Here is an 11,933-nt window from a genome sequence, read left to right as displayed (position 1 = left end):
ACAAGAAAGGGCGGGTGCCCCATGACACCCGCCCTTCCCTGCGACCCAGAGCAAGGCTCCGGGGAACTCGACAGGATTTATCCGCCGACGGTCACGCGGCCGGTGCGATAGCCCTTCTCGCGCATTTCCTTCACATAGTCCTTGTCGGCATCGACCACCTCGGTCTGCCATTCATCCCACGCGTCCCAGCGATCCTCGCGGTCGGTCGAATGGCGAAGGTCGCTGGTCAGCTCCTTCTCCGCCTCAAGAATATCGGCTTTGTAATTATACCATTGCTGGTTGACGATGCCCGCGATCGGCGAGGTGCGGATTTGCGGCGCCTCGAATCCCGGCGGCATTGAGCCATAGGGAACGGCAGCGACCGCGGCCGTGGCGGGGAGAGCCACGAGAACAGCGAGGGTGGTCCATTTTTTCATCGTCCATCTCCTGATTGCCCGCCCGTTCGGGGCGGTCAGGGGAGTCAACGAAACAGATCGCGCTTTTCTTCCCGGCTGAACGCCGAAATGGCACGGGTCGCGGTGGAAACGCTCATCCGGGGTGCGCTTCGTCGCCGACGGCGGAGCGAAGCAGACCCCGAAACACGTCCTGCGCGCTGCGTTTTCCCTGCGTCACATCGAACACATCGCGCGCGATCGGCATGTCGAGGCCATGTTTTTCGGCCAGCGCGATCACCGTCGGCGCGCTCTTCACCCCCTCGGCGACCATGTTCATGCCCGCGATGATCTCCTCGATCGGGCGTCCCTTGCCGAGTTCGACCCCGACATGGCGGTTTCGCGACAAGGGGCTGGTGCAGGTCGCGATCAGATCGCCCATGCCGGTGAGGCCGGCAAAGGTTTCGGCCCGCCCGCCCATCGCGACGCCAAGCCGGGTAATCTCCGAAAGCCCGCGTGTCATCAGCGCCGAGCGGGTGTTGTCCCCCGCACCGAGCCCGTCACCCATCCCGACCGCGATCGCGATGATATTCTTGAGTACCCCCCCGAGCTCGCAGCCGAGCAGGTCGGTGTTGGTGTAGACGCGGAACAGCCCCGAATGGAACACGGGTTGCAGCGCGCGCACGACGATCTCGTCCTCCATCGACAAGACGCTCGCCGCAGCCTGCCCCGTCATGATCTCGCGCGCGAGATTGGGCCCGGTGAGCACGCCGACGGGATGGCCGGGCAGCACTTCCTCGATTAGTTCGGTCATCCGCTTGCCGGAGGAAAGCTCGAGCCCCTTGGTCAGGCTGATGACCGGCACCCATGGACGAAGATGGGTCTTCGCTGCCTCGAGCACCGCGCGGAAGCTGTGCGAAGGGACCCCCATCACGAGCACGTCGGCGCCCGCGACGACTTCGGCCATGTCGTTCGTGGCGCGGAGGACCGGCGGCAGCGCGATGCCGGGCAGATATTTGCGATTCTCGTGATGCGTGTTGATATCGTCCACGGTCTCAGCATCGCGCGCCCACAAGGTGATCGGCGCATTGCGCGATACCACCGCCGCGACCGTCGTGCCCCAACTGCCCCCACCGAGCAGGCCGACCTTCAACCGCATGTGTCTCTCCCTGTTTTCAGGAGAGACTGGCGATCATTTCAATGCTTGGCAAGAAAGCCCTTCATCACCGCGGCGGTCGCCTTCGGATCCTCGATCATCGGGACATGGCCGACATGGTCGAAGATATGCGAGACGCTGCCGGCGATGCCCGCTTCGAGTACGGGAACGCAGCTGACGTCGAGCAGTTGGTCGTGGCGCCCCCAGATGATCAACGTCGGCGCCTTCACCTCGCCGAGCCGGTCGTTGAGCGGATGGTCGCGGCCCTCGGTCGCGATCACCCAGAAGATCGTGTCGAGCTGGTCGCGATATTTGAGCGCGTCGGCATAAAGGACCGGCTTCAAACGCGACGGGATATAGGGCGGCTTGTGGACCACCATCGCCACCAGCCGGTCGGCATCCTCAAGGCCGGCGAGGACGAGCGGGTTGTAGTCCTCGCTCGCCGCCAGTTTTTGAAGCGCGCTCTCATTCGCGCCATTGACCCCGGCATTGTCGAGCAGGGTCAGGCTGGCGAGCGCGTCCGGATAGTCGATCGCGTAGCGAAGCGCGATCCAGCCGCCCATGCTGTTGCCGGCGACGTGCGGGCGCTGGAGCCCGAGCGTGTCGGCAAATGCCTTGAGCCGCGCGGTTTGCGCCTGGAGGTCATAGGCGAGGTCGGGATTGCGCTCATTCTCGCCAAACCCCGGCAGGTCGGGCGCGATGACATGGTAATCGCGCGTGAGGTACGGCGCGATCATCGACCAATTATCCTTGTCACCGGCAAAGCCGTGGACGAGGAGGAGGAGCGGCTTCGACGGGTCGCCGCCCTCGAGATAGGGCCAGATGCGGCCGTCGACGGCGACGCTCTTCTGCACCATTCCGCCGCGGCGGCGGAGCAAGGCGCGCCCGAGCGCGACGAGGCGGCCGGGAAAGATGAAATACATCAGCGCGAGCGCGATCAGCGGCGCGAAGATGAGCACGAGGAGGATTCTCATGGCCATGATCCTGCCATTTATTCCGTCGGTGTCGACCCCTGTGACGCCGCAAGCACCGCCTTGTTATCCTCCGATGCCGCGACGGCGGGCACGCTCCTGGCGACGGGCGCGGGAACAGTGTCGGTCACGCCCGGGAAATCCATGCGCGTCATCACCTGTCCGGCGCAGCTATAGGTCGCAAGATTTTCGATTCTGGCTTCGGCCATCCGCGCAGCCACATCGGGCTGGAAACCCGCCATGGCGGCCTTGGCCTCGTTGAAATTGCGCGCATAGCCCATGCCGGTATGCCGGCGGCCCGTTGCAAGCGCAGCGTCCAGGAAGGGCGTCGCGTCGGCGAGATACGCATATTCGCCCGCCTTCACCTCGAAAGCCGGCGCGCCAAAGCAGTTTGTCGTGTTCGGCGGAACCATGCCCACCGCATCGGTTTGCAAAACATACCAGCCGGGCGTCAGCTTCACGACTTGCAATTCATAAGCCGCCTTCTTGTCCTTGCTGACAAATTCGCTGGCATAGGTCGTGCGATCGCCCTTTTTCTTCCAGTCGCGGGGCTGATAGAAAAGGTCCCCATTTTCTCGATCGAAGCGACGGATCTGAACGCGACCCGAGCGTCCCGCACTTCCGGCATCGTTGCGCCGGAATGCAACGACCAGACCGCCTTCATTTTCCCCGAGCGCAAATGGGGCTGCGGGATCGACTTTCTTGCCCAGAAACAGCGACGCCGGGCCGGCAAGCGCGCCGTTCATGTTCAGCCTGTCATCGGCCACCGGGGTGAAGCTTGTCATTTCGGTGATGGTGCCGTCGACCGCCTGGGCCCCGACGACGGTCTCGAAATAGCTTTGCCGTTCGGCGTCGGACATGGCGGCGACCTTCGCCGATTGCGCCGCGGGAAGCTCGACCAGGCGCCACCCTTTGATCAGCAAGCAGTTCCGCCGGTTGGCCCGGCGCATCTGGCCCTCGACGATCGCGGCGCCGATGGCCGCGCCGATCCCGCCTCCGATACCCGCCGCAAGCGGTGAGATCGCTGGATTATACATCGCCGGATTATAGATCGGAACCGATCCGGCTGGTGTCTGAGACCCGCGCGCGATCAACCGGCAGCTTTGCCAATCGGCATCATATTCCGCCCGGCTGGCGCCGGGCTTGTTGTAAAAGCGACTGTCCTTGAGATCGCGCGCCGCATCTTCGGCTATCTCCTCGGGCGTGTCCGCGTTGGTCTCCGCCGCACGCGCCGCGACCGGCTGCGCGAACAGCGCGCCAGCCGTCAAGAGCCATATCGCCTTTTCCATATCCCCCCCAATATTCCCCCGAGCCGAAGCTCACGCCTTTTGTGATGGGATCGGTGAGCGTGGTCAATCGGTTTAATCGGCGGCGGCTATGCGGCCCGGTCACCCTTGCCGTCCGTCCTGCTCGGGCCTGCCCTACCCTTCAGCGTGAAAGGGGCGGCGGAGAAACATCCGGGACATGTGTGTCGAACCAGTCGATCAGGTCGCCCAGCACCGCGTCGCGTTCGGGCTCGTTGTAGATTTCGTGGAACAGGCCGGGATAGATTTCGAGGCGCTTGTCGGCCGAGCCGACATTGTCGAACAAATAGCGCGACCCCGCCGGGGCGGTGAGCCGGTCGGCCTCGCCGTGCTGGATCAGGATCGGCAGCTTGATCTTTGGCGCGTCGGCCTGCGCGACCGCCATCGCATCCATGAACTCCTTGCCGAGCCTTGCGCCGATCTTGCCCTCATAGACGAGCGGATCGGCCTGATAGGCGGCGACCACTTGCGGGTCGCGGCTGACGCCATTGGCATCGAGCGACAGCACGCCGAGGCGCGGGAAGAAGCGCGAGAGAAAGCGGCTGATCCAGACGGTGAAGCGCGACGGCGGTTCGGCGGGCAGGATCGCGGGACCGGACACCGCGGCCGCGACAAAAGCATTTTGGCGCTCGACAAGGAACAAGGTCGCGATCAGCCCGCCCATGCTGTGCCCGAGCAGCAGGCGCGGCGTATCGGCGTGGTTGATTTCGACGAGCGTCAGCAGCTCGGCCATGCCGTCGAGAAAGGCGGAAAAGCGCGGGACGAAACCGCCCTCGCCGTCCGAATTGCCATGGCCCCAATGGTCGACCGCATAGATGGCATAGCCTGCGTCGGTCAGCCGCTTGGCGACATATTCGTAGCGCCCGGCATGTTCGGCATAGCCGTGCGCGAGCAAGACGATCGCACGCGGGCGCCCTTTGGGCAGCCAGTGGGTGACGTGGAGCTTTGCCCCCGCGCCCGCAGATCCGGCCGGCAGGATCACCGCCCCCGCCGCCATACTCAGCGAACCGCTTTCTTCAGCGCCGCGCTGCGATGCCCGGGGCCGTCGTCGCCCGCCTTGTCGATCTTCGCCAATATGGCTTCGAGCGCACGGCTGATTGCGGTCTGGGTGCGCACCATCTCGACCTTCGGCCATGCGGTGCGTTCGCCCGTGTCGATCAGTTCGTCGATATCCTCCTGCGCGAGATCGGACAGGATCTTTGCCGGTGACCAGAATTTGGGCGGGCGGATAATGTTGATGTCGCCGGTATATTCCTGGTTGATCACCGACCGCGCCATGTTCGCGAGGCTGTTGAGCGGGGGGACCCATTCGAGCGGCTTCTGGAAGATCACCATATTCGCGTTGAGCCACGCCTTGAAGGTCGCCATCGATGCGTGCTGGATCGCCTCGATCGGCGCCATCTGCTTGCGCGTGTCGGTCGCGAAGGGCAGCGCGATCGGGTTCGCCTGGCTGACGATATGATGGTTGACCCCGTAAAGGCGTTCGAGCCGCTTGGTCGGAATGTCGTGCGTCACCGAGCCGTCGACCCAGCGCCGGTCGGGCTGATACGGGATGCGCTCGCCCTTGTCGTCGCGCGCCATCAGCATCACCGGCGGAAAGACGCCGGGCACCGCGCACGACGCGAGCACGGCTTCGCGGATCAGCACGTTCGGCGCGGTGATCGCGTTCAAAAGCCGGCCGTTCTGATGCTTTTCGGCGGGCGCGACCGAAACGTTGAGATGGCGGCCGCTGATCTCATAGGCTTCCTGAAAGGTCAGGTCGGGGATCAGGTCGGCGAGGCGTTCGCGCACCTCGTCGGGCGCGAGGCGCCTCTGTTCGGGGTCGCGAGCGGGATTGGCGAGGCGGTTGCTTTCGAGGAAGGCACCGATGTCCGCGCTCTTGCGCGTGCAGACGATGGCGGCGACGATCGACCCGCCGCTCGCGCCCGACATGATCGCGGGCAGCACGCCTTCTTCCCACAAAGCCTTCACGACACCGATATGGAAGAAGAGGAAGCTGCCCGAACCCGAGAGCAGCAGCGCCGAGCGACCGTAGCAATGCTGGGCGCGGCGGAAGAAGTCGCGCTTTTCCTCGCGGGTGATGCTGCGCGCGGCGGCGATCTTGTCGAGCGATGCGACGACCTCGGCGACATAATCCTCGACCAGCTTTTTCGTCCCGAAACGCGCCTTTTGATAGAGGCGCTCGTGCCCCATGCCGTCGATATTGCCGTGGATGCCTTCGTTGAGGACGAAGAGCAGCCCCTTGACGTCACCCGCCGCCGACAGCTTGCGCAGCTTTTCGAGCCGCGCGCGGATCGCCCTATAATCGAAATGCTTGCTTTCGTCGGCGTCGCGCCACGCCTGCAATCCCGATTTCCGGTCATGTTCGCGTGCGGCGTTGCTCCATGCGGCATAATCGGGCGCGATCACCAGATCGCGGTCGGCGCTGAGCGTCGGGGTGAAGAGCATTCGGTAATCCTGCGAGAGCATGGTTATTTTTTCGGATTCTTGCCGGTTGCGTTCGCTTTAGCAACCGGTTTCACCCTGCTCTTCGCAGCAGGTTTCTGGACGGCTTTCGGTTTCGGCTTGGGCTTGGCCACGGGTTTCGGCTCTGCCGTAGCGGCTTTGGGCTTTTCGGGCTTCGGCACCGCCGCCATCAGGTCGGCGAAACTTTCCTCGATGCATTCACGGAAAAAGGCGATGTCGGGCATCACCGCGCGTTCGGAGATGAGCGAGAAAGCGATGCGGCCGTTGTAGCTGGGGGTCGCGACGAACAGCCCCATATTGTTCGCGAGCGGCGCCATGCCGTGCTGCTGCACAAGCTGCGCGCCGGCGAGATAGAGCGGCACCTGCGCCCCCGGCACGTTCGAGATGAACAGGTTCGTGCCGCGCACCGCGAAGCGCTCGCTGGTGACGAGCCGCGCGACCGCGGCCATCGTCGCGCCGGGGATATGCTGCGACAGGTCGGTCATGATGCGCGCGCTGACGCCGGCCTTCGCCTCCTTCGCTTCGACCGTATAGTCGCGGATCGCCGCGAGCCGCGCGAGCGGATCGGCGATATCGGTGCGGATCGGCACGCTCATCGCCGACACCTGGTTTCCCGGTTTCGACGCCTTCCCGCCCTTGCCGCGCAAATTGATCGGCGCGACCGCGACGAGGCTGTCCTTCGGCAATTCCTTGTGCTTCGCGAGATATTTGCGCAGCGCCCCGCCCACGGTGGTGAGAACAACATCGTTGACCGTCGCGCCGGGCACCTTCTTGCGGATCTCGGCGACATCGGCGAGCGCCACGATGGTCGCGTCAAACATCTTGTGCGGGCCGACCGGCACGTTGAAGCGCGTTTGGGGTACGCCGGCGGTCATGCCGCCCTCGGCGATCGACCGCCTCGCCGACGAGATAATCGCGGGCGACATCTTCATCAGCGCGTTCATGAACTTGACCGGCGACTGCATCGACGCCGACCAGGCGCGCGAGATCGTTTCGGCGCTCGACGGCGCCTTGCCCAGCTCCTCGACCGGCGGCGGTTCGGCTATCGCGGGGGTGCCCTTCGCATCGATGTCGCTCATCGCGATGAAGGCATGCGCGCCCGACGCGCCATCGACCGCGGCGTGATGGACGCGGTGGAGCATCGCGAAGCTGCCCTTCGGGATGCCCGGGATGCGGTCGAGCCCCTCGATGATATAGATGTCCCAGAGCGGCCGGTTCATATCCATCGGCTTTGAGAACCAGCGCGCGACCGCGATGCAGAATTGCCGCCAGTCGCCGGGCTCGGGCAGCCGCGCGTGGCTCATATGCGCCTCGATGTCGAAATGCTCGTCCTCGACCCAATAGGGGTGATCCATGTCGAACGGCAGGCGATGCAGGCGGCGCTTGAACAAGGGCGACGTGTGAACGCGGCTTTCGACGTGGCGGATGATGTCCTTGAAGCGCACGAAGCCGCCGGGCGCGGTCGCGGGATCGTAGATATAGACCCCCATGATGTGCGTCAGATTGTTCGCGGTCTGCGTGTAGAGGAACTGGGCGTCCTGCGCGCTGAGCTGTTTGAGCATCCTATCCTCCTGAACCGGGCAACCGGTCGGCAAGCGCCACGGTCGAGAGGCGCATCGTTTCCATGACGTTGGCGAGGCCGCGCAGTTCCATCAGCAGCGCGCGGCGCGCGGTGAGGTTCGGCGGGGTCGCGTCGGTTGTCAGCCCCATATGGCGCATCAGCGACAGGCCGTTGGCGAAGAGCAGCTTGCCGATCGCCGCCTCGCTGCTGATGCGGCGCAGCAGCCAGGCCTGTTTGCCTTCGGCGAGGGCCGCGTCGAGCAACGCCTGTTCGTCGACGACGTCGCCGGGCTTCGCGCGCGCGAGCAGTTCGGCGACGACCGAATAAGCCTCGGCGAAGGGAAGCAATATCGCGTGACCGACGACCGGCTGACACCGCCGGAGGAGCTGCGCGATGCCGCGGTCGCCGCTGGCAAGCCGGCGATCCCAGACGGGATCGATGCGCGTCAGTTCGGCCTCGATCGCGGCAAGATGCTCGCCCCGCGGCGGGTAGAAGAATTCGAATTTGAACAGGTCGCGCAGCCGGTCGATCTTCGCCCAGAAGGCGGCGGTCGCATCGCCGCTGTCGCCGTCGCGCAGCTCGAACAGCGCCAGCTCAATCATCGCGCGATCGAGGAAATGATGCGCGATGATGTTGCGGTAATAGCTCGCCATCGGATGTTTGGCGGGGTCGATCGAATAGACATTCTCGCTGCCCGCCTCGTAGCGCGTCAGCAACCCGCTCGCGACGAGCGTGTCGACCGTCGCCGAGAGCGCAGCATCGTCGCCGCTTTCGAGTTCGCTGCTGAGGCGGATATCGCGCGCCCGCGCCCAGTCGGTCACCGCGCCGATCGCGCCGAGCAGTTCGGCGGCGGTCGCGCCGCGCGGCGCCATGCCGAGCAGGATCAGGCACATCACCGAGGTGACGGTCAGCGGCGTGACGCGATTGGCCTCGACCGCGACGGCAAAGGCGATTGTTTCGAGCGCGCGTTTGTCGTCGGGGGCCGGCGCGGCGTCGATCACCACCGGATTGCCGATGTCGAGCCGGATGCGGCCCGAGGGTTCCTTGAGGCTCTTCATATAGCCGAGGAACCACGACAGGCTCTCGGGCTTCTTGTTCCGGCCGGTCTGTTCGGCGGCATATTCCTCGACGTCGCGGATCAGGTCGAAGCTGGTGACGAAGGGCACGAAATGCACATCCTTCGTCCCGGTCGCATGCGCCGCGTCGAGGACATATTTCATCAGGCCATATTTGGGCGGCATCAGCTTGCCGAGGCGCGAGCGCGTGCCTTCGAACGCCCAGCTCAAGGGGAAACGCTTGGCGAGCAGCCAGGCAATATAGTGGCGCAGCACGAGCTTGTAGACCGGCTGGTCCTGAAAGCTGCGGCGGATGAAGATCATTCCCGAGCGACGGAAGAATTCGCCCATGACCGCGAAATCGAGGTTGGCGCCGCCGAAGCTGTGCAGCATCGGCAGGTCGTTCTCATAGGCAAGCCGGCTGGGTGTCGCGCCGTCGATATAGGTTTTGTGCGTGAAGAGGATCGCTGTCGGATGCTCGCGCAGGATCGAACGCAGCTTGGCAAGCTCCGTCGCGTCGATTTCCATTTCGGGCGCATAACCGCCGAACATCATGCGATCGAGCCGGGCGCGCAGGTCGAGGAACAGCGCCGAGGGCCGCGCGATCACTTCCTTCATCAGTGGCCGCGCTTCGCGGAAGAGATCGGCGACCGGGCGCCCGGTCTTCTCTGAAAGCTCGGCGAGCGCGGCGCGGAATTTGGGGCTGGTGCGCAGGCCATCGGCGACGAAACGCGGGACCTTGTAGCGCGTGCCGCGAATACCGCGCTCGGCAACGTCGAGCGCAAGCGCGGCTTGCCGCGCGACGAAGCCCGCAAATTCAGGGCTCTCGGCGCCTTCGCCATCGCCGCCGCCGGTCTGCGCGCAGAAACGGTCGCGCAGCACATCGAGCGTTGCCGCTTCACCGACCAATATCTGGGCGCGGCGACGATCACGAAGCAGGATCAACCGCGACCGCAAGGGACCCGGATGACGCGGATCGCCAAAGATCAGGTGGCGGAATTTGAGCGCGCGCTCCTTGTCGAAACCCGGAATGCGCCACGCGACGCGCAGCGGCACGATCTGCCGCGACGGCGCGCCGCCGAGCCGCGCCCGCAGCACGTCGACGGGCAGCGCATGATCGCCGTCCTCGATGTCGAGGCTCGCCCACGCCGGCTCGTCATCGCCACTCGTCGCATGAATCCAGTCGAGCAACAGACGCTGCTCGACCCCATTGCGCGCGTCGATGATATAGAGCCGGTCGGCCGCCTGCTCCGCCACGATTGGGGTGCGGGGCGTTCCGTCGGCCACCGTTCAATGACGCTCCGCCAAAGACCCGTTCGTGTCGAGCGAAGTCGAGACACCCCGAGAGCAAGCGCCGTCCCGATGGGCATCTCGACTTCGCTCGATGCGAACGGGGAGGAAATGGGCCGTCATGTCTTAGCGGCTTTCCCGACCGCCTTTTTCTTGGGAGCGATTTTCTTGGCAGGTGGCTTCTTTTTGATGGCAGGCTTCCCAGGCGCCTTCTTGGTCGCCTTTTCCGGTTTCGCCTCGGGCGCAGCCTCGGTTGCCACCGATTCCGCCACGCTCTCCTCGGGCTGGCCCAGCGTGCGCAGGAACATGTTCCGCACGTCGCGGACATGATTGTTGATCGTCCGCACGCTCCATTTCGACGTATCGACCGGCGGCAGCACGGTGACGCGCACCGTCGCGGGGCGCATCACGAACTCGTTCTTCGGCGCGACGTCGGTGGCGTTGTGAATCACGATCGGGACGATCGGCACGCCGGCCTGCATCGCCAGATGGAACGCACCCTTTTTGAACGGCTCGAGTTTCGGCGTCAGGCTGCGCGTGCCCTCGGGCGAGATGCATATCGACTTGCCTTCGACCTTGATCGCATCGACCAGCGGCTCCATTGCCTTGATCGCGCTCTTGCCGTCGGCGCGGTCGACGAAGACGGTGCCGCCCCATTCCATCAGCTTGCCGAGGATGGGGATGTCCTTGATCTCTTTCTTGCCCACCCCGCCCATGTCGCGGCGGATGAGCTTGGCGAGGATCATCACGTCCGCCTTGCTCTGATGGTTGAAGATGAAGACGCACGGGCGCGAGGACCAGAGATGCTTCTCGCCCTCGACTTCCAGCTCGACCCCGGTGATCGCGGTCGCGAAATCGCCGAACAGCCCGATCGAGAAATTCGCCGCCTCTCGCTGCGAGCGTGTCAGCGCCCAGATCGGCAGTCCCGCGGCAAAGGCGCCGACGAGCGAGCCGGTGGCGTAGATGGTGCGCGTATAATCGACCCAGCTCGGCGTCCCGCGGCTCGCGAAGCGCTGGACCGGCCAGCCATGCTCGTCGGCGATTGCCTTGAGCTTCAGGTTCGGGTTGAGCGGGCGGGGTTTGCCAACGCGTTCGAGCAGTTCGATATCGTCGTCGCTGTCCGAATAGAAAAAGCTGTTGTCGAGATCGAGGCCATATTCGGCGGCGAGTTCCTCGGCCGCGAGCACCTTGCCTTCGCCGAAACACAAGGGCCGGATGATCTCGCCGGTGAAGACGCCGTCCTCAATCTCATAGGCCGAGCATTTGATGTCGGTGATGCCAAGGTCGCGCGCGGTCGGTTCGATCTGGTAGATCGTTGCCGACGAGATGATCGCGACGCGGTGACCTTTTGCCTGGTGCGCCTCGATGATCGCGCGCGTCTCGGGATAGATTTTGCGCGCGATATGCTTTTTGTAGAGCTCTTCACCGAATTCGATAAAGCTCTCTTCCTCGACGCCCTTCATGAATTTGGCGGCGCCCGACATCAGCCCCGAAAAACCGATTGTGCCAAGGCTGTGCTGCGCGACCACCTGCGCGGTCTCGGCGATTTCCTCCATCGACATTTCGCGGCGCTGGAATTTCTCGCGCAGCATCGCGGTGGCGGAGTAGCCCGAGATGATCGTGCCGTCGAAATCGAACAGCGCGGCGATATGCGGTCCGGGTTCGGACGCCAGGACTTCTTCCAAATGCGGCTGCGGCCTCGGCACGCGCATCTCCCCACCAAGCGGCTATATTGCCGCCTTTCTCTGCACGATGGCAG

9 protein-coding genes are annotated in these 11,933 nt (G+C 64.5%); all 9 read right to left on the bottom strand.

The annotated features are described in order from the left end of the window. Positions 1–77: 77 nt before the first annotated feature. Positions 78–416 carry a hypothetical protein gene (locus ACTJI5_RS13345; protein WP_058539716.1) on the bottom strand — a complete coding sequence of 113 codons (339 nt, stop codon included), beginning with the start codon at positions 414–416 and terminating at the stop codon, positions 78–80. Positions 417–528: 112 nt separating this feature from the next. Then, positions 529–1,530 (bottom strand): NAD(P)H-dependent glycerol-3-phosphate dehydrogenase, encoded by a 1,002-nt coding sequence (locus ACTJI5_RS13340; RefSeq protein ID WP_440860656.1) that lies wholly within the window; start codon positions 1,528–1,530, stop codon positions 529–531. 38 nt (positions 1,531–1,568) lie between these two features. Next, positions 1,569–2,501, bottom strand: coding sequence for an alpha/beta fold hydrolase (locus ACTJI5_RS13335; protein WP_440860655.1), 933 nt, complete (start codon positions 2,499–2,501; stop codon positions 1,569–1,571). Between the two features lie 17 nt (positions 2,502–2,518). Next, entirely contained in the window at positions 2,519–3,766 is a 1,248-nt protein-coding gene (locus ACTJI5_RS13330; RefSeq protein WP_440860654.1) for a hypothetical protein, read from the bottom strand. Positions 3,767–3,926: 160 nt separating this feature from the next. Next, entirely contained in the window at positions 3,927–4,784 is an 858-nt protein-coding gene (locus tag ACTJI5_RS13325) for a lysophospholipase (RefSeq protein ID WP_440860653.1), read from the bottom strand. Between the two features lie 17 nt (positions 4,785–4,801). After that, positions 4,802–6,250, bottom strand: a complete 1,449-nt coding sequence (locus ACTJI5_RS13320) for a DUF3336 domain-containing protein (protein WP_440860652.1) — start codon at positions 6,248–6,250, stop codon at positions 4,802–4,804. Between the two features lie 23 nt (positions 6,251–6,273). Beyond that, positions 6,274–7,830, bottom strand: a complete 1,557-nt coding sequence (locus ACTJI5_RS13315) for a WS/DGAT/MGAT family O-acyltransferase (protein WP_440860651.1) — start codon at positions 7,828–7,830, stop codon at positions 6,274–6,276. Position 7,831: 1 nt separating this feature from the next. Beyond that, the gene (locus ACTJI5_RS13310) at positions 7,832–10,171 is read right to left on the bottom strand and encodes a glycerol-3-phosphate 1-O-acyltransferase (protein WP_440860650.1); all 2,340 of its coding nucleotides are present in this window, start codon (positions 10,169–10,171) and stop codon (positions 7,832–7,834) included. Between the two features lie 122 nt (positions 10,172–10,293). After that, positions 10,294–11,859, bottom strand: coding sequence for an HAD-IB family hydrolase (locus tag ACTJI5_RS13305; RefSeq protein ID WP_440860649.1), 1,566 nt, complete (start codon positions 11,857–11,859; stop codon positions 10,294–10,296). Between the last annotated feature and the right edge of the window lie 74 nt (positions 11,860–11,933).

This window comes from Sphingopyxis sp. 22461 (assembly GCF_052044915.1).
Lineage (GTDB): Bacteria > Pseudomonadota > Alphaproteobacteria > Sphingomonadales > Sphingomonadaceae > Sphingopyxis.
This window is presented reverse-complemented; position numbering and strand designations above follow the sequence as displayed.

Bases quoted from the DNA above. Each gene is read 5' to 3' on its own strand.
- ACTJI5_RS13345 (WP_058539716.1), bottom strand. From the start codon at position 416: ATGAAAAAATGGACCACCCTCGCTGTTCTCGTGGCTCTCCCCGCCACG.
- ACTJI5_RS13340 (WP_440860656.1), bottom strand. From the start codon at position 1,530: ATGCGGTTGAAGGTCGGCCTGCTCGGTGGGGGCAGTTGGGGCACGACG.
- ACTJI5_RS13335 (WP_440860655.1), bottom strand. From the start codon at position 2,501: ATGAGAATCCTCCTCGTGCTCATCTTCGCGCCGCTGATCGCGCTCGCG.
- ACTJI5_RS13320 (WP_440860652.1), bottom strand. From the start codon at position 6,250: ATGCTCTTCACCCCGACGCTCAGCGCCGACCGCGATCTGGTGATCGCG.
- ACTJI5_RS13315 (WP_440860651.1), bottom strand. From the start codon at position 7,830: ATGCTCAAACAGCTCAGCGCGCAGGACGCCCAGTTCCTCTACACGCAG.